Origin of the sequence: Clostridium sp. Marseille-P7770, from assembly GCF_902143525.1 — a bacterium.
GTDB lineage: Bacteria > Bacillota > Clostridia > Lachnospirales > Lachnospiraceae > Pilosibacter.
In genome coordinates this window covers 1-18,613 of record NZ_CABFVC010000011.1, presented here as the reverse complement: position 1 = coordinate 18,613, position 18,613 = coordinate 1, and the positions used below count along the sequence as shown (strand labels likewise).

At 51.2% G+C, this 18,613-nt stretch carries 13 protein-coding genes and 1 riboswitch; of the genes, 2 read left to right on the top strand and 11 right to left on the bottom strand.

What is annotated here, in order from left to right; genetic code table 11:
- Positions 1-14: 14 nt before the first annotated feature.
- The 5 genes from ribD to FN001_RS17290 form a co-directional block, all read right to left on the bottom strand.
- Positions 15-1,124, bottom strand: a complete 1,110-nt coding sequence (ribD, locus tag FN001_RS17310) for a bifunctional diaminohydroxyphosphoribosylaminopyrimidine deaminase/5-amino-6-(5-phosphoribosylamino)uracil reductase RibD (RefSeq protein ID WP_142412687.1) — start codon at positions 1,122-1,124, stop codon at positions 15-17.
- Positions 1,125-1,434: 310 nt separating this feature from the next.
- Positions 1,435-1,549: riboswitch (FMN riboswitch) on the bottom strand.
- A 45-nt stretch (positions 1,550-1,594) separates the two neighbouring features.
- A complete protein-coding gene (locus FN001_RS17305) occupies positions 1,595-2,347 on the bottom strand; it encodes a metallophosphoesterase (RefSeq protein ID WP_142412686.1) in 753 nt (250 codons plus the stop codon).
- The gene (locus tag FN001_RS17300) at positions 2,344-3,432 is read right to left on the bottom strand and encodes an ABC transporter ATP-binding protein (RefSeq protein WP_142412685.1); all 1,089 of its coding nucleotides are present in this window, start codon (positions 3,430-3,432) and stop codon (positions 2,344-2,346) included. The genes FN001_RS17305 and FN001_RS17300 overlap by 4 nt, the downstream gene beginning before the upstream one ends.
- 29 nt (positions 3,433-3,461) lie before the next feature.
- Positions 3,462-5,327 (bottom strand): ABC transporter permease, encoded by a 1,866-nt coding sequence (locus FN001_RS17295; protein ID WP_142412684.1) that lies wholly within the window; start codon positions 5,325-5,327, stop codon positions 3,462-3,464.
- Entirely contained in the window at positions 5,311-6,420 is a 1,110-nt protein-coding gene (locus FN001_RS17290) for an extracellular solute-binding protein (RefSeq protein WP_142412683.1), read from the bottom strand. Before FN001_RS17290 ends, FN001_RS17295 begins: the two co-directional genes overlap by 17 nt.
- Before the next feature lie 223 nt (positions 6,421-6,643).
- Between FN001_RS17290 and FN001_RS17285 the strand changes: the two genes are divergently transcribed.
- Positions 6,644-7,828, top strand: a complete 1,185-nt coding sequence (locus FN001_RS17285) for an iron-containing alcohol dehydrogenase (protein ID WP_142412682.1) — start codon at positions 6,644-6,646, stop codon at positions 7,826-7,828.
- Positions 7,829-7,978: 150 nt separating this feature from the next.
- Here FN001_RS17285 and FN001_RS17280 read toward each other — a convergent pair whose 3' ends face one another.
- The 6 genes from FN001_RS17280 to FN001_RS17255 all read right to left on the bottom strand — a co-directional run bounded on the left by FN001_RS17280 (position 7,979) and on the right by FN001_RS17255 (position 17,038).
- Positions 7,979-8,989 carry an ATPase P gene (locus tag FN001_RS17280; protein WP_142412681.1) on the bottom strand — a complete coding sequence of 337 codons (1,011 nt, stop codon included), beginning with the start codon at positions 8,987-8,989 and terminating at the stop codon, positions 7,979-7,981.
- 139 nt (positions 8,990-9,128) lie between these two features.
- Positions 9,129-10,565, bottom strand: a complete 1,437-nt coding sequence (locus tag FN001_RS17275) for a carbon starvation CstA family protein (RefSeq protein WP_142412680.1) — start codon at positions 10,563-10,565, stop codon at positions 9,129-9,131.
- A 165-nt stretch (positions 10,566-10,730) separates the two neighbouring features.
- On the bottom strand, positions 10,731-11,546 hold the full coding sequence (locus FN001_RS17270) for a LytR/AlgR family response regulator transcription factor (protein ID WP_142412679.1): 816 nt from the start codon (positions 11,544-11,546) through the stop codon (positions 10,731-10,733).
- Positions 11,547-11,753: 207 nt separating this feature from the next.
- Positions 11,754-13,451 (bottom strand): LytS/YhcK type 5TM receptor domain-containing protein, encoded by a 1,698-nt coding sequence (locus FN001_RS17265; RefSeq protein WP_142412678.1) that lies wholly within the window; start codon positions 13,449-13,451, stop codon positions 11,754-11,756.
- Between the two features lie 352 nt (positions 13,452-13,803).
- Complete coding sequence (locus tag FN001_RS17260; RefSeq protein ID WP_117469123.1) at positions 13,804-15,141, bottom strand: dicarboxylate/amino acid:cation symporter; 1,338 nt, start codon at positions 15,139-15,141, stop codon at positions 13,804-13,806.
- Positions 15,142-15,376: 235 nt separating this feature from the next.
- On the bottom strand, positions 15,377-17,038 hold the full coding sequence (locus tag FN001_RS17255) for a glycoside hydrolase family protein (protein WP_142412677.1): 1,662 nt from the start codon (positions 17,036-17,038) through the stop codon (positions 15,377-15,379).
- A gap of 310 nt (positions 17,039-17,348) precedes the next feature.
- Between FN001_RS17255 and FN001_RS17250 the strand changes: the two genes are divergently transcribed.
- Entirely contained in the window at positions 17,349-18,470 is a 1,122-nt protein-coding gene (locus tag FN001_RS17250; protein ID WP_142412676.1) for a DUF362 domain-containing protein, read from the top strand.
- Positions 18,471-18,613: the final 143 nt, after the last annotated feature.

The window sequence follows — 18,613 nt, the reverse complement described above, 5'->3', positions numbered from 1 at the left end:
TTCCTTTCCCATTTTCAATCTACTGAATATCTGAGCATCAGATCGTCCCCGATCGTCTCCACCTGTCTCAGCGTCAGCATCACGGCTTCCGCCGGATGCGCCACACCGATCCCGGAAACCGGAGTCTTCGCATCAGCACCGCCGAAAATCTTCGGGGCGATAAACGCGCAGATCTCGTTTACGATCCCGGCTGACAGCGCCGCGTCATTTAAGGTACCGCCGCCCTCTAAAAGTACACTGTCTATGCCCTGGTTTCCGAGATATTCCATGAGCTTCCCAAGGTCCACACGCCCGTCTGCGTCCGGGACCGACACGGTCTCCACACCCGCCGCGTGAAGCTGTTCCGCTTTCTTTTCCGCTTCTTTACAGCATTCCCCGGAACATTCCCCCGCATACGCTACGATGGTCCGGTACTCCTTTGCCGTCTTCACGAGCTGTGAATCCATCGGGATCCTGAGTCCGCTGTCACAAATGATCCGCACCGGGCTCTTCAGCCCGGGGATCCGGACGTTCAACATCGGATCGTCTGCCAGGACCGTACCGATCCCCGCCATGATCCCCATATACCGGTGGCGCAGCTCCTGCACCTTTTTCCTTGCGCTTTCTCCTGTAATCCACTTGGAGTCACCGGTCCGCGCAGCGATCTTTCCGTCCGCCGTCATGGCGTATTTCATGACCACATAGGGCGTTTTCTTTGTGATGTAATGGAAGAATACCGGATTTAACTCATCGCATTCCTCCCGCATAAAGTCCTCTTCCACCCGGACTCCCGCTGCTCTTAGGATCGCCGCGCCTTTTCCTGCTACCAGGGGATTCGGATCTCTTGAGCCGATCACAACTCTTGCGATCTTCTGCTCGAGGATCGCCTCCGTGCAGGGCGGTGTCTTTCCGTAATGGCAGCACGGCTCTAACGTCACATAGAGTGTCGCGCCCTCCGCGCTTTCCGTAAGCGACGCAATGGCATTTCGCTCCGCGTGGAGTTGGCCGCACCGTTCATGATAACCTTCCCCTATGATCCTTCCGTCTTTCACGATCACGGCTCCCACGAGGGGATTCGGACTCGTCCAGCCAAGTCCCCCTTTTGCAAGCTCAATGGCCCGCAGCATATAATCCCGGTCCGTCATCTTTTTCACTCCTTTCCGCAAACCTGCCTTACGGGCGCAAGCAGGAAGTTCCATAGGAATTTTCTGTTAAAAAAAGCCCTGTAAAGCAGATGCCTACAGGGTTTTCCATATTCGGTCCGTTGTTTCATTCGGAAATATAACTTTCTCTGCTATTCACAGCTTTCCCGGATCAATCTCCTATTACACAAAAAAGCCCTGAAACAGTTTCCTATTCCAGAGCTACCGATCCGATCTTCCGTGATCCGGAATCTCTCGATCCTGTCCTCTTTTTTCGAACACCGGATCGCTTCCGCATATCACAAACAAACCTGAAATTCTTCTTTCATCCAGACTATACTGTCGGCCCCGGAATCTCACCGGATCATGCCTCTCGGCTCGCGGGCTTTACCGCCGGTAGGGACTTGCACCCTGCCCTGAAGACGTATTATTGAATTGTCCCATCGCTGACCGTCATTTCCATCAGCGGTTGTTTACAATATACTCCCGTTCTCCGTATTTGTAAAGTATTTTCGATAGGAATTTTTGTCATTGCCAGACAATATTTCCAGACAGCCCAATCCATAGCCCTGACCGGCTCCGCAGTCCAGAAAAATCTTATCGTCCTTGATGATCATATCTCCTGCATACTGTGTCCCATATTTGAACGTCGGCGTGTGTCCCACAACGGCAGTCATTCCCGCCGGAAGCCGGTTATCCGAATCCGGGGATTCATAACGGTTTATGAGGATATCATAATCCGCTGTTTTTCTTTTCCCTCCGGGATCTTTTTGCCCTGCCAGAAGTTCTTTTTTCATTTCATTATCCGGCGCTCCGTGAACCAGCACATACTTCCTGCCGCAGATCTCCATGACTGCCCATAACGGCATCGTTCCGATAAACTCCAGAACCTTCCTGCGTCCTGTCCCTGACAGCATATTCATCTGCCTGATGATCCCCGCCCCGTCTCCGGCCACCCAGGACCGCATCGTGGAATCCGGGATCCCGGCCGCGCGGTCTGTTCCAAAATACTGTAAGAGCCGCTGTTCATGATTCCCTCTCAGCGCCAGAATATTCTTATGTTCCATCACAAAGCGCAAAAGTCCCAGGGAATCCGGTCCTTTCGCCACAAGATCCCCCAGGATCACCATCCGGTCCGCATCCTCAAACCGGATCTTTTTCAGTATTTGCAGAAAGGGAATAAAATATCCGTGAACGTCGCTCATCAGATACAGGTTCCCGCTCATGCCGCTGTCTCCGGGCCGTACACATAGAGACGGTCCCCTTCCACATTCACGTAGCCTTCCGTACCTTTTTCCAGATAGTCACGGCTTAAGAAGCAGAGCGGTTCTCCCATTCCCATCTTCGCCATAACGCGGTAATAATCCCCCTCAAAGGAGGAATACTCGACCGCCACCGGAAAGCTGTTCTCCTGCCGTTCGCTTCCGGTCCACACCGTGTTCTCCGCGCGGAAGCGGACAGTCACCATATCATCTTTGCGGATCCCGTTCCTTCCGAGTGTTCCGCAGACACTGCCGCCGAGATCGATCTGCGTGCCGCCGTCCTCCCTCGCGTATCCATGTACCCGGTTTCCTGCACCTAAAAGAGCCGCCGCCGACTCCGTTCCCGGATTCCTGTAACAGTTTTTCGGGGAATCGATCTGGTCGATATTTCCCCTGTTCATGATCACAATCCGGTCCGCCATCGCGAACGCCTCCGACGGGTCATGGGTGACGTGAAAGACGGTTGTCCCAAGCTTCCGGAACAAGAACGCCATTTCGGTTCTCATCTCCACGCGGAGCTGGACATCCAGATTGCAGAGCGGCTCATCCATCAGGAGAATATCCGGCTTCGTGATCAGTGCCCGGGCGATCGCGACTCTCTGCTGCTGACCGCCGGAAAGCTCCGCCGGATACCGTTTTTCCAGTCCCTCCAGATGCAGGAGCTTTAAGAGCTCCTGTACCCGCTCCTCGGTCTCCTCTTTTCCGGTTTTGCTCCGCTTTAAGCCGTAAGCAATGTTATCATACGCTGTCATATGCGGCCACAGTGCAAAATCCTGAAACACCATGTTCATATGGCGTTTCTCCGGAGGCAGGACTTTTCCCGCCTCAGAGATCACCTGCCCGTTCATGGTCACGCGCCCGCCATCGGGAGCCAGCATGCCTGCGATAATGTTCAGCAAGGTGGATTTTCCGCAGCCGGACGGACCCAATACGCTGATGATCTCGTTTTTATGGACTTCCATGCTGATTCCCTTAAGCACTTCCGTCTTTCCAAAGCTTTTTGTCAGACCTTCTATTTTTAAGATGACTTCCTGATTCTGAATATCCATATCTTCCTCCTAAAACAGCTTCCACATACCTATACGCTCTTTGCCGCAGAAACCGATGAAACAGCGGAAGCCGTGAATGCTCCGGCTGCCGTCCCATGTTCCGCCATATTTTCTCCCGGCATTTCCCTGCCTCTAAAGTCAAGCTTTCCGTGCAGTTTTTCTGATCTTCGTTCTTTTTCCGGCTTTCTCTTCCAGTCTCTTCCCAAAAGTTCCATCGCCAGAATGAGAAGGACCACGATTCCGCCGCCAAACACTGTTGCCGCTGCGGAATATCCGAATTTCAGATTTTCCACTCCTTTGCTGATGTAGACCGGCAGTGTCTGGTAATTCGGCGGATAGAGGATCGTATTGATCGCAAGGTTGAACACGCTTCCGCCAAATGCGGACAAAAACGCGGACAGGACGGTTGCCTTTAAGAGAGGCCAGAGGATCGTCCGGACCCGTGTGATAAGACCGGCACCGGAAAGCCGGGCTGCAAACAGGATCGGTCTCGGGATCTTTGCCATGCCGCCGGTCAGAACTCTCGTGATGACCGGGATCGCCGCCGCAACGCTGGCAAGGACAATGATCCTGGGCGTTCCGTACATCTTAAGCCCCATTGCCTCTATCCAGCTCTGATTCCATACAAAGATATAGCCGATACCTAAAACCACTCCCGGAACCGCCAGCGCAACCAGGGACAGCACATCGATCACGCGCTTTAAAACGAAGTCTGAATAGTTCAGCACATAGGAAACGAAAAATCCGAGAACCAGCCCAATGATGGCTGCCGCAAAGGCAATCATCAGGGAATGCTCCAGACCATTTAAGAGCTCTTTGCTGTCTACGATGACCTTCTCATAATTCTTTAACGTGAAACTGAAATTTGCAACGGAGATCGAGTCGGAGAAGGACATGACAACCGTGGAACCAAGCGGAACAAACAGCGTGAGAAACGCAAGGAACGCACCTGAAAGATTGAGAAGGATCCCGATTCCGGCGGCAGGGCGGACCGGCACCGCTTTCACGGTTCCCGTATCAAGGAAATCGTACCGTTTTTTCCCAATGATCCGATACTGGACGAGCATGGCTGCGATGATGATCAGTACCAGATAGAAGGATAACACGCCTGCCATATCCAGACGGATCGGGGAACTGTAAAGTGCCGTGTAGATCGCGTATGGCAGTGTCGGGAAACGATATACTCCGGAGATCGCTGCCGGAAGTCCGAAATCACCGATCGTATCCATAAAGATCAGGATCGCCGCGGAACAATAGGCCGGAATGCACAAAGGTGCCTGCACAGTCTTCCACTCTTCCCACGGAGATGCCCCATTCATTCTTGCTGCCAGAGACAGCCGTTCCGGTTTCCACTCCAGAGCCGCCTTGATCGTTACATAAGCGAACGGGAACTTGTTGAGTACCATGATAAACACCAGACCCGGAAAGCTGAATACCAGACTGCTTATGTTGTCCCAGTGAAGCCAGGATCTCGCGATCCCGTTTCCGGAAGCGAAATAGACCCAGCCCTGGGCAATGATGAAGGACGGCATGATCATCAGGATCCACGCCGCGATGTCTAAAAGTTTCGCTGTCTTAAACTCCCATTTTACCCGGAAATTTGCAAGAAACGCCCCAAACACCGTACCGAAAAATGTCGTCCAGATGCCAAGAGACATGGAATTTCCGAGCGCCTTATACCAGAGCGGTTTTTCAAAGACCTCAAAGAGCAGGCTCATTCCATCTGCTTTTTCCGTATTTCCAAAAAAACCGGGACTTACGATCTGTAAAAGAACGGCCCCCAGCGGCAAAATAATTAAAACTGCAAGCACGGAAAGGACGATCCAGCCGATCGCCCCTTCTGCCTGTCCTCTATGTGCCGCACTTCTTAATTTACCACTATTTCGCGGACTCATCTGCAAACCACTCCTTGATCTCTGCTTCGTGTTCAGATGCCCAGGATGCCTCAGCATAGACAAGCTTTCCATCTTTCTCACGGTCTTCTTTTTCGTTTACACCTGCAACGGACGGTTCAAAATATCCTTCATCTCCCGCATCCACAAGCTGCTGCTGTGTCTCCGGCTTTAAAAGGAATTCGATGAATTTTTTTGCAACCTCCGGCTGATCTGTCTTTGCGCTGATCGCTGCCACACGGACAGATGCCGGTGCACCTTCTTCCGGCCAGATGATGCTGATCGGCTCTCCGGAAGCGATCATGCCGTATGCGTTGCTCTCCTGAAGTCCTGCCACCGCGATCTCACCGCTGGCAAGGGCCTGAACCACCTGCGGGTTCTTCGGATAGACCTTTAAGCCATTTTCAAATAAGGAACTGAAGTACTCTTTTCCGCTGTCCATTCCCTTCGAGTTGAAGAAGTATGACACGAAGGGATATGCCGGAGCCGCTACGCTCGGGTCTGCAATTCCGATCTTATCTTTATATTCCGGTTTTGCGAAGTCTTCCCAGGTCTTCGGAGCTGTTTCTTCTGTGAAAACATCATTCCTGTACGCGATCACGCCTGCCGCGTGTGCCCCGGTCGGATAGTATGCCTTGTCCGCCGGAACGATCTCCTTAAAGAAATCGGTGAGGTTTCCCGCGTTAGATGGTTCCCAGTCTGTGAGAAGCATTCCCTTCTTTCCGAGAGAGTTGATGCTTGGCATGGAATCCAGCCATACGATATCCCACTGTGGGTTGTCGCCCTCCGTCTCGATCCTTGCAAGCGTCTCCGCACCGTTTCCTGCTACGACTTCCACATCATATCCGGTCGCCTTTTTAAACATCTCCGGGATAATCTCATCGAAGTCGTTTAAATATACTACAAGCGGTTTGGTCTGGGACACCTTCCCAGCCGTCTCCGCCACAGTTGTTGTCTCTGCCGCCATCGTCCCTGCTGCCGCTGTCGTTGTCTCCGGAGCCGCTGTGGTCTCCGTTGTTTTCGCACCGCAGCCGGTCATGGATGCCGCCGCCATCAATCCCGCCATAGTAAGCGCTGTCAGTCTTATTTTTTTCATAATGTGTTTCCTCCTGCAGATCGTCTCTGCCTTTTTCTTTTATACCTGTCTGTCAGCTTCTGCCTTTATCCTATGCGTCCTCTGTAAAATCTGCTGCCGTCATCATCTAAAGCCTGTGTAAAATCTGTGTCAGGTACACTTCCGGAAATCCGGAAAATTCCGGAGGTATTTCTTGCAGATCACTGCGATCCTTAGTATACTTGATCTATCAGGAGGGTGTCTTATGTTTAATTTTAATTTCTATACCCCGACCCGCGTCGTATTCGGAAAAGAAACCGAATACCGGATCGGAAAGCTTGTAAAAAATGTAAACTGTAAAAAAGTCCTGCTCCACTACGGAAGCGGCAGCGTGATCCGCTCTGGTCTTCTTGGACGGATCAAAGAGTCCCTGGACGCGTCCGGAGTCACCTATGTGGAACTCGGCGGCGTTGTCCCAAATCCGCGTCTTTCCCTGGTCCGCGAGGGAATCGAGCTCTGCAGAAAGGAGGGCGTTGATTTTCTTCTCGCTGTCGGCGGCGGCAGTGTCATCGACTCCGCGAAAGCCATCGGTTACGGTCTCGCGAACGACGGTGATGTCTGGGATTTCTATGAGCACACACGTCAGGCATCCGCATGCCTTCCGATCGGCGTTGTTCTGACCATCGCGGCTTCCGGAAGCGAGATGAGCAACAGCTCTGTTATCACAAACGATGAAACACTGGAAAAGCGCGGCTACAACAATGATATCTCCCGCCCTGTATTCGCTGTCATGAACCCGGAGATCACAATGACTCTCCCGCCGTACCAGACAGCCTGCGGCTGCACCGATATTCTGATGCATACCATGGAGCGCTATTTCACAAACGGCGGAAATATGGAGATCACCGATGCCATTGCGGAAGGTCTTATGCGCACTGTGATCACGAACGCGAAGATCCTTGTGAACGATCCGGATAACTATGACGCGAGAGCCGAGGTGATGTGGTCCGGAAGTCTCTCCCACAACGGTCTCACCGGCTGCGGAAACGACGGCGGAGACTTTGCCTCCCACCTCTTAGAGCATGAGATCGGCGGCATGTTCGATGTTGCCCACGGTGCCGGACTGGCTGCGATCTGGGGAAGCTGGGCGAGATATGTGATCGATAACTGTACACCGCGGTTCGCAAAATTTGCAGTGAATGTCATGGGTGTTGATCCTGGAAAAGATGATATGGAGACGGGTTTAAAGGGCATCGAGGCCATGGAAGACTTCTACCGCGCCATCAATATGCCGACAAACTTAAAGGAACTCGGCATCGATCCGACAGAAGAACAGCTTGAGACCATGGCGAAAAACGCGAGAATCGCTGCAGGCGGCCCGAAGGGATCCGCGAAGAAGCTGGAAGCGGAAGATATGCTTAAGATCTATCAGATGGCTGCAGGCAAATAGCAGAAATCTATTAAAATCGTATGAAGAAAACCGGGATGCCGTCTATCTGCGCGGCATCCCGGTTTTTATATAATACCAGGAATCCTTAATTTTTATAAAACAAGACTGCCGTCCAGCATACGCCTGCTGATACGGCAGTCAATTTTTCATCTACGCGTAATCTCTGACTAAGAACACCGGCTTGATCGCCATGATCTCGTCGAATTCCTCCTGGGTAACGGATACATCCGCGTTAATCTTTTTCAGATCATTTTTTACAACGGCAAACGCGTCCTCCACAGACTCGGCGCGCCCCTCACGGACAGCACGCTGCATCCGCTCTACAGTCACCGGATGAAGATAACAGGACGGAACCGGAAGTCCGAGATGGAGACTATCCACATAGCCTGTAACGGCTTCTTCCGCCGCCGCAAGACGTTTTTCGATGGCTTTCCGGTTATTCGTACTCGTCGGCATGACATTCGCTCCGGAGAACAGGAAGATCGCCGCCATTCCGAAGAGGACAAAGTATACGGCAAACGCGTCATGATTCATAAAGGAGAACACTCCGTATGCAAGTGCCGCCGCCCCCATGACTACCATGAATAAGGCGAGCCATTTGTAAAACGGCTTTGTCTTCTCATACGTTCTCTTTTTCTTTGCCGCATTGGTGAGCTCTGTGAACAGGGACAACCGCTTCGTGAGGGCTGTTTTTGCCTGTTCCAGAACATTTACCGTCTCCTTCGCCTGCTCAGAAAGCGGAACGAGACATTTCTCCGCCTGCTTTTTTTCAGCTTCCGCAAGGCGCTTTTCCGCCGCTTCACTCACGGTCTTTACCTGCGGGAACCGTTCCTTCACGGATGCCACAAAAGCGTCCACCTGGTCCTCATACTTAAAGTTGCACTGTTTTTCCTTACCGTCCTCATAGACAACCACCAGATACGGCATCGTCGCAAACAGACCCTTTCCGGTGAATCCGCCTTTGCTCATCGCCACGCGCTTAAAGACACGGGAGACGGAAGATACCGGGATGTAAAAGCGCCGCTCCAGATAAAAGCTGTTGAGGTATAATGCCTCTTTTCCGATTCCGCAGGGCCCGATCTTCTTACAGTGTTTTTTGTCCTCCAAAAGAATACTCTCCGGGATCTCTTTTTCTCCAAGTTTTGCCGGTTTTAAGAACATAACTCTCGCCTCCCAAATACTGAATAACCAGTATAAGCTGCCCTCAGCCTTTCACCGGGGCAGCTTATACTTTCTGCATCATCTGCAGTCAGACACTCCCAGCTTTGCAGCCTGTCTTTCGTGTCATTATAATCTTACATTATACGGTCTGTTTCTTCGTTGCGCGGATGAAGATTCCAAGGAATACGACCGCAAGTACGATGCCTACCGGATACGCAACTGCAGTACCGAGGTTTAAGCACTCTTTTGCGCAGAAGAAATATGTCATGGAAACAGCGCTCATGAAGGTTGCCGGAACTGCTGTGAGCCAGTAGTTCTTCTTTGCCTTGTAGAGGTACATGCTTGCTGTCCAGAGAACGATCATAGCCAGTGTCTGGTTTGTCCAGCTGAAGTATCTCCATACGATGCTGTAATCCATATGTCCGACGATAGCGCCGATTCCAAGTAACGGTACGCAGAGAAGCAGACGGTTCTTCCAGTTCTTCTGGTCAACCTTGAACCAGTCAGCAAGTGTTAAACGTGCGCTTCTGAATGCTGTATCACCGGAAGTGATCGGGCAGGCGATAACACCTAACATGGCAAGAGCAATGCCGACACCGCCCATGGTCTTCTGGCAGACATCATAGATGGCTGCGGACTGACCGTTCTTCATGATCTCTGCGAGACCTGTGTTTAAACCACCTGTTACTTCGTAGAGAGAGCATCCTGCTGCTGCCCAGATCAGGGCGATAATGCCTTCACATACCATTGCTCCGTAGAATACGAAATGACCCTGTTTCTCAGATTTCATGCAGCGCGCCATAAGAGGTGACTGTGTTGCGTGGAAACCGGAGATCGCACCGCAGGCAACGGTGATGAACATGAAGCTCCATATCGGTGTTCCACTCGGATGCATGTTTCTGAAATTGCTCCAGATCTCCGGGATCACATATTCCGGTTTTGTGAAGATACCGAAAGCAACACCGAGTGCCATGATGATCAGGCAGATACCAAAGATCGGATAGATCTTACCAATGATCTTGTCGATAGAAATAAAGGTTGCGATAAAATAGTAAGCCAGAATGATCCAGAGCCACATCTCTTTGTTTGCGACCATGCCCTGTGCTCCGCTGTTGCTGAACAGGGTTACGATCAGACCGGCCGGACCAACTGCGAAAACAGTACCGACCATCACAAGAAGTACAACACTGAATACACGCATTACGTTCTGCATCAGGCCGCCGAGGTAGATTCCGCACACCTCTGAGATTGAAGCACCGTCGTTTCTCTCGGACATCATGCCGGAGAAGAAGTCGTGAACACCGCCTGCAAAGATCGTACCGAAGGTGATCCACAGGAATACGATCGGTCCCCACAATGCACCCTGCATGGCTCCGAAGATCGGGCCCAGACCAGCGATATTAAGAAGCTGGATCAGAAAGAGCTTCCATTGGGGCATGACCACATAGTCGACGCCATCGTTGATTCTGACTGCCGGTGTCTCTCTGTCATCCGGGCTGAAAATGTTGTTTACGAGGTTGCCGTAAACGAAGTAGCCTCCGATTAAAAGTGCCAGACAGACGAGAAAACTAATCATACAAATCCCTCCTTGAATATACATTATGCTTAGTTCTTTTCTTCAAGCAAATGTATTATAGTATATTTTGCACAATATTTAAAGATGGTCCGCATGAACAGCATGGATATCTGCACAAACGGCACTCCTTTCATCATGAACGGAGTGCCGCAGCTTCTCTTTCTGTCAGCTGATCTTCAACAGCTGTTTTAACGTTTTCAGTTTTTCTCTTCCCACCGGGAGTTCCCGGCTCTCATACCCCTTCATATGTACGGAAAGTCCGTTTCCGCTGCCCGCGAAAAGTTCCGAAATAAATGACAGATTTATGAGATAACTCTTATGGATCCGGAAGAATCCGAAGTCCGCCAGCTTTTTCTCAAGTTCTCCCAAAAGCTGGTTGACCTCATAGGATCTCGATGTGGTGTGGACCACACAGCCGTGTCCGTCGGTCTCCGCATACACGATCTGGGCGATCTCCAGAAACAGGATTCCGTGGCTGGCCGTCACAGGGATCTTGCCGAATACCGTTGATTCGCGCCTCTCTTCCACGCCTGCGGTTTCCTGCTCTGCTCCCTGTTTTTCAGCTGCTGCCGGTTCCGTTTTTTCCTCCGGCTCCTCCATTTTCCCCGCAGGATCACGTTTTCCTTCCCCCATGCATTTTTTCACAACATGGTGCACCCGCTCCGGATCGAACGGTTTTAAAATATAGTCATCGATCTCCATCTCGTACGCTTTCGCGGCATACTGGGAATAGGCGGTGGCAAAGACGATCTTCGCCCCGGGAAACAGCCGTTTTGCCGTGGCCGCCAGCGTCGTCCCCTCCATGTCCCCGAGGTCCATATCCACAAAGATCAGATCAAACGAATCTGCCTCATTAAACATCTTTAAGGCGTCCGCTCCGCTCTCCGCTTCCGTAATCTCACAGTCCGGACGCACTTCCTTCACCCTGCGGATCAGCATTTTTCTTGCCGGTCTCTCATCATCGATCACTGCGATCTTCAAAACATCTCCCCCTGTCTCTCATAGTTTCCCCAATGTATAAAATAGTCCGGTCGTAACTGTTCAGTAGGTCTGCGCACTTGCTGCGCTGACCGTAAGAAAACATAGGCTGGAAGGCAAAAATCCCATCAGCGAAGCTGATCTGGAATGGATTTTTGCACGTAACTATGAAGGTACTGAATAGTTACGTCCGGTCACAGTATTTTCCTGTCAGCTCTCTGCCTGATACGGAATACAGAACGAAACATCCGCCCCGTCATCCGTATTCCGGATCTCCAGCCCATAACGCTTTCCGTATGTACTCTTCAAACGTTCATTCACATTTTTTAATCCAACGCTGCCGGTCTTGTTTCCGGTCAGGATCCTCTCTGCCTCTTCCGGTTCAAAACCTTTTCCATGATCCCTGACTCCGATCCTCACCAGCTCCTCCCCGGGCCCGCTCTGCACCCGTTTTGCTGAGATCTCCACTCTGCGCACCCCGTCCGCGCTGTTTCCATACCGGACAGCGTTCTCCACGATGGGCTGCAGGATAAAGGACGGGACCTGACAGGAGAGACCGTCTTCCACGTTGATCTCCACCCGGAGCTTCTCCTCAAATCTCGCCTTCTCGATCTCCAGATACGTCCGGACATGGTTGATCTCCGTATCGATATCCAGCATGTACTGGTCGTTCTCCAGAGTCTGACGGTAGTAGGACGCTAACGTTAAGATCAGGTCACTGGCCTTTCCCGCATCCTCATCGCAGATGCAGGAGATCGTATTCAGCGCGTTGTAGAGAAAATGCGGGTTTACCTGAGACTGCAGCGCCTTAAACTCCGCTTTTTTCCGCAATTTCTTCTGATATTCCACATTGTAGACCCCTAACTGTGTGGAAAACATCTTCGCAAGTTCCTCCAGAAAATCCCCGATGCTTCGTTCCACACGGCGTCTCTTTTTCACGACAATGGACAGACTTCCGATCTTCTCATCTCCGGTCATGACCGGAACTGTCACCGTCACGAGGGAGTGAAACAGCGGCCGTATCTCCTCATCGAGATCTTCCTCCCAGATACATTCTGCTTTCATTCCTTTTGCCGGTCCTGTCAGATGTTCCAGAAACTTTTCCCGGCGGAAACGGCTGTCATCGATCAGGGAACTCACCGCCAGAACTTCCTTTTCATCCGTGATGATTACCGCCTGACATGGGATCTCACCAAAAATGATATCAGTCACAGCTTCCATATTTTCCCGCTTTCCGAAACCTTTTCTCAGATAGACGAGACTCTTGTCCGCGATCCCCATGGAAAGACGCATCCGCTCCGCAAACAGACTGTCCTCTCGCATATATACCATATCAAAGGTCTTGAAAAAGAGCACCATTCCCACAGAATTCATGACGATCATCGGGACGGCAATCTTTCCCACAAGCTCCATGGCCGCGCTGAGAGGCTTCGAGATCATCAGAATGATCACCATCTGCAGGATCTCCGCCTCTGCAGTCAGGAAAAACAGATCGACGCTGTCCATCTCTCCTGCCTTGTACTTTTTATAGACCAGACTTCCCAGCACGCCTTCCACCAGCGTTGAGACCGCGCAGGAGGCTGCTGTAAAGCCGCCGATATCAAACAGGAACCGGTGGGCTCCGGCGATGAGTGCCGTCATCATTCCGACAAACGGTCCTCCCAGGATCCCCGCGGTCAGGACGCCGATGACGCGGGTATTGACGATGGCCCCGCCGGTCTTTGTCCCTGTGTAGGTCGACACGATGCTGATGGCACCGAAGATCACTGCCAACGCCATCTTCTGGATGATCGTGCTGCTCTCTCCCCGGAACAGCTTCCGCACCGATGCCATATTGGTGAGCAGCGTTGCCAGAAGCACCAGCAGTCCGATATTTAAAAGCATGTTGAAAAACATGGTTCCTGTCATAAAGCTCCCCCTGTCCCCGCAGACTGAATGTTCTTGTCTGCCTCTTTCACATGTTTTTATCATATCACATTTTTCTGTTTATTTGTTTAGAAAATGTCAAGCGGAGGCGCTTCACAGACACACTGTTTCATAAAAAAGAATGTGCCTTGGCACATTCTCGCGCCTCGCGCGGTCGCTTGCGACAGTCTACATCTTCGCGCGAGTGCGCATCTTTGGCACGTCAGTGCCTTTTTATGTAACAGGGAATTCCCCGGGATTTCCTGTTACATAAAAAAATCCGGAAGGCCTGGGCTTCTTCCCTCAGGTCTTCCGGAGCTTTGCACACCGACCGTAAACCAGGCCGGTATTTTCCTTATGAATTGTAGATATCCTCGTTTAACATTCCCTCGGATTTCGCAACGTAGATTGCAGTTGCGGAGTCGCCGACAACGTTAAGCGCCGTTACTAACATCTCGATCGGGCGGTTGATCGCAAGGATCAGGCTGTATGCTAAGAGTGCACCGTCGTTGATGTAGCCAAGACCGGAAAGGATCGTGAACAGGATGATCGCGCCTGCGCCCGGAGCTGCCGGTGTACCGGCGGATGCGATCAGGGCTAAGAGAGCGATCACGATGAGCTGGGACAGGGTTACATCGTAGCCTGCGCAGCCTGCGATAAACAGAGTCGCAACGACCTGCATGATCGCGGTACCGTTCATGTTGATGGTCATACCGAGCGGAAGTACGAAGGAAGCGATCTTCTCATCAACACCGAGCTCCTCTGTGGTCGTCTTCACGTTAAGCGGAAGAGCAGCCGCACTGGAGGAAGTGGAGAATCCGAATACTGCTACACGGAAGATCTTCTTTGCGAACTTCACCGGATTCTGCTTTGTTGTAACTGCTACAAAGATCGGGTATCCTACGAAGAGGAATAAGAGAAGCAGGATAACGGTTACGACAACGTATGCCAGAGCCGGTTTTAAGTGATTGATTCCGTATGTCGCGAATGTTCTTGCAAGGAGAACGAAAATCGCGAACGGACCAAACTTTGTAACAACGTAGTTTAAGAATACAACAACGATATCGTTTACTTCTGTGATGAGCTTCTTTAATGTTGCGCTCTTCTCGTCGCCGACTGCCTTCATGCAGAGACCGAGGGAAACCGCTAAGAACACGATCGCGAGAACGGAAGTGTTTGTGCTGAATACCGCTGTGATATTGGACGGAACAATGTTAAGGATCACATTTAACGGGTTGGAACCGGTAGATCCGGCGGAACCTTCAAGACCCTCCACCTGAATATTGAATACACCTGCATTGTAGATCATGATTCCGACTACGCATGCCATAAGTAATGCGAAGAAAGAGCAGATCAGGAAACCTGCGATCGTTTTTACGGAAATTCTGCCGAGAGTTCTTGTATCGGAAATCTGTCCGATCGCAAGTGTGATGGATGTGAATACCATCGGTACGATGACAAGCTGTAAAGAACGGATAAACAACTGACCAATAATATAGAAGATACCGAGTGCCTTTTCAGCGCCTGCCGCTGTGATGTCCTGGAACAGGATGCTGTTGATCGTTGCCCATACGGCTTCCTTGCCTGTGCTGTTGAGGTTTTCTCTTAAGAACATTAACAGAAGACCTGCTACCAGACCGCAGACGAGGGAAATACTCATTCTGACAGCGAGTGAACTTTTCTTTTTCTCCATGTAATCCTCCTTTTTTTAACCGCGCAACACACCCGGAAACATAAGCTTTGGGGCGGCTCTCCAAAACATTCCTGATATGCGGACACAGGCTTAGACTCATTGCCCGCATAAAAATCTCCGGGATACTGACAGGTTTTTATCGATCCCTGTCAAACTATCCCGGAGATTATATCGTAGTCTGAGCAATTCCGCAAGTAGGAATTTCAAATTTCTTTATGTTTTTTTTACAGAAATTTTATTTACTGGAATCGGCTGCCGGAACAGGCTCCAAAGTCTGTGTCTGATCCAGTGCCGCATTTAACTCCCGAAACGCCGCCGCAAGATCCTGCTCGTTGCCGTCTGTGTCATAGATCCTGCCGTACTGCTCGTGGGAATACATTTTAATATTGTCCAGTGTCACGCTTCGGTCTGTCGTGATCGAGAGATTGTAGTTTTCCTGCCACGGGATGGAACACTCATAATTTCCCGCTTCCGTCACCTGGACCGACTTTTTAGCGTCACCGATCTGGAAGGTGACCTTCGCTGCACCGTTCTTCGGTGCCGCCCAGAATTTTACATAGATCTTGTCCCTTTTTCCAAGACGTCCATGGACATTCTGGCTGAGCACACTGTCTTTTGACAGGGTGACTGCCTTTGATCTGTCATGTTCCGTTTTCTCAACATTTCCGGTAGTATCCCACCCCGTGAGTCCCAGCGCGAACTGACCATTGTATACACAATCATTTACATAATTCCGGTATACCCAGAGACCGTAGCCGCAGGTGGTATCTTTTAAGATCGGAGCGGATCTCTTCACAAAGTCCGCCACCTGAGACTCCTCGATCTGGGTATTGTAGGAGAATGCCTCTGTGGAATCCGCATAGAGGAACTGCTCCATAAAATACTTCTTTCCGCTCTTTTCCACCAGACCGTTCATGCTGTTCTGCATGGATGCCAGCGCTGTTTCCGCGGAAATATGGTCTCCCACGTTCTGCTGTCCGAGGGACACGCTGTACATAAGAGCAGAGTACTCGGCATCGGCACACGGATACGTGGCGGAGTGGGAATAGTAGGTATAGCTTCCATCCAGCTGGTAGATCGGGTCTCCGTCGGACCGAACCTCCATGGATAGTCCGGGGAACACTCCCTGACTCTCGGAGAGGAGCTTATTTAAAAAGCTGTCATAGAACTCAAAAAACAGCTTCGCCTCCGGGCGCTTTCTCTCCGGGATCCAGATCTCGGAATAATCCTGGAATGTCTTTCCGTAGACCGCGCCGACCTCCGCAAGGGAGTAGTGGGCCTTCAGGTAATCCTGATATCCGCATCTGGATGCCAGACGGATACTGAGGGCTCTTGTGAGATCCCGGTCCATGTTTGACGTATAGTCCCAGAAGTCCTCCCAGGTAATAAATCCACCCTGAAAGTTCCCGTAGTCGGATACCCGGTCATAGATCGTCTTACAGTAATCTATCCACATCTTCCTGTCATTGCTTCCGTCCTGCACCACACCGGCATATCGCTCCGGAAGGGACGCTTCACCGCTGTAATCCCAGCAATAACCGATCCGCAGCGTCACCATAAGTCCGTGGTCATCCGCACACTTCATGACCTGATCGAGCTTGGCGAAAGCAGCCTCATTGTACATATTTCCCATATCCCCCGGCTGAAACTCTCTCCACGGGATCACGAGAATGATGCTGTTGAAGCCGTCCGCCTTGATGCGGGCAAAATTTGCCCCCATGTTATCATCTTCAGTTCCCCAGTAGTTGATCGGCCAGGCATCGCCGAAGTAGGTCACGGATTTTAAGTATTCCGGAAACGCCGCCTGCGCTTCCATCCGAAGTTCAGGGATCCCCGCCATCAGGGCTGCGGCGGCCAAAAGCGCTGCCGCTGGTCTTGCCAGTTTTCTTATGTTCATACGATCACCTTTTATAACTGTTCTTCACAGCTTCCTTTTTTGTTTCTGGTATGCATCGGCACACACCGATTCCCGTTTACTATACCACAATGTAAAAATTTCTGCAAAATTTATCCTTAAAAAAATTCTGCAAAATTTATCCTTGACTAATTTAAGACTTACGGGGATACTTTTATTAGAAAGATCGTAACGGTTCAGCAGGCTGCGCGCTGACCGCACTGGTCGCGCCGGCCGTACTCGCCGCAGTAAAACGCAGACTTTACGGTACTGGAGCGTTGCGAAGTATTTATTAAAGGAGGACTTTATAAGTATGGAAAAATCAACGGTTTATTTTACCGATTTCCGGTGTTCGGTTGGAACCAGCCAGTTGGACAAGCTGAAAAAGCTCTGCGTTGCTGCAGGAATCAAAAACATTGACATGGACGGAAAATTCGTCGCGATCAAAATGCATTTCGGTGAACTTGGAAACCTCGCCTTCCTTCGTCCAAACTACGCAAAAGCGGTAGCAGATCTCTGTAAGGAACAGGGCGGCATGCCGTTTCTGACCGACTGCAACACCCTGTATCCGGGCAGCAGAAAAAATGCTCTGGATCATTTAGACTGTGCAAACCTCAATGGCTTCAACCCGATCTCCACCGGCTGCCAGATCATCATCGGTGACGGTCTTCGAGGAACCGACGAGGTGGAAGTTCCGGTCGTAAACGGAGAGTACTGCAAGACGGCCCTCATCGGACACGCGGTTATGGACGCCGACGTTTTTATCAGCCTGACCCATTTCAAAGGTCATGAGTCCACCGGTTTCGGCGGTGCCATCAAAAACATCGGTATGGGCTGCGGAAGCCGTGCCGGAAAAATGCAGCAGCATGCAAGCGGGAAGCCGTCCGTCCGTGAAAAGCTATGCCGCGGCTGCAGACGCTGTGCGAAGGAGTGCGGAAGCGATGCTATTACATATGTAAATAAGAAAGCCGTCATCGATTATGACAAGTGCAAAGGATGCGGCCGCTGTATCGGTGCCTGCAGCTTTGATGCTATCTACAATCCGAACTACAATGCCAACGAGCTTTTAGACCGCAAGATGGCAGAGTACGCGCAGGCTGTCTGTTATGACCGCCCGTGCTTCCATATTTCCCTTGTGCAGGATATCAGTCCGAACTGTGACTGCCACGGTGAAAATGATGCCCCGATCCTTCCGGATATCGGAATGTTCGCAAGCTTCGATCCGGTGGCTCTGGACCAGGCCTGCGCGGATGCCTGTCTGAAGGCAGCTCCAATCGCCAATAGCCAGCTTGGAGAACATCTCTCCCAGCCGGGATGGCACTGCCACCATGATCATTTCAAGGATTCCAACCCAAATATCGAATGGCAGGCGACTCTCGATCAGGCGGAAAAGATCGGTCTCGGCACGAGACAGTATGAGCTGAAACGGATCTGATCAGGATCTTCCTTGAAAGTCACCACCACCCTTCAAAAGGGTGGTTTGCACTAGGGCTATAAGCCCACCGTTACTAGGCCAGCGTCTCAAGGCGCTGGCTTTCTCTTTCAGCTATGGGAATCCTGCTTACGCAGTCTTCCCAC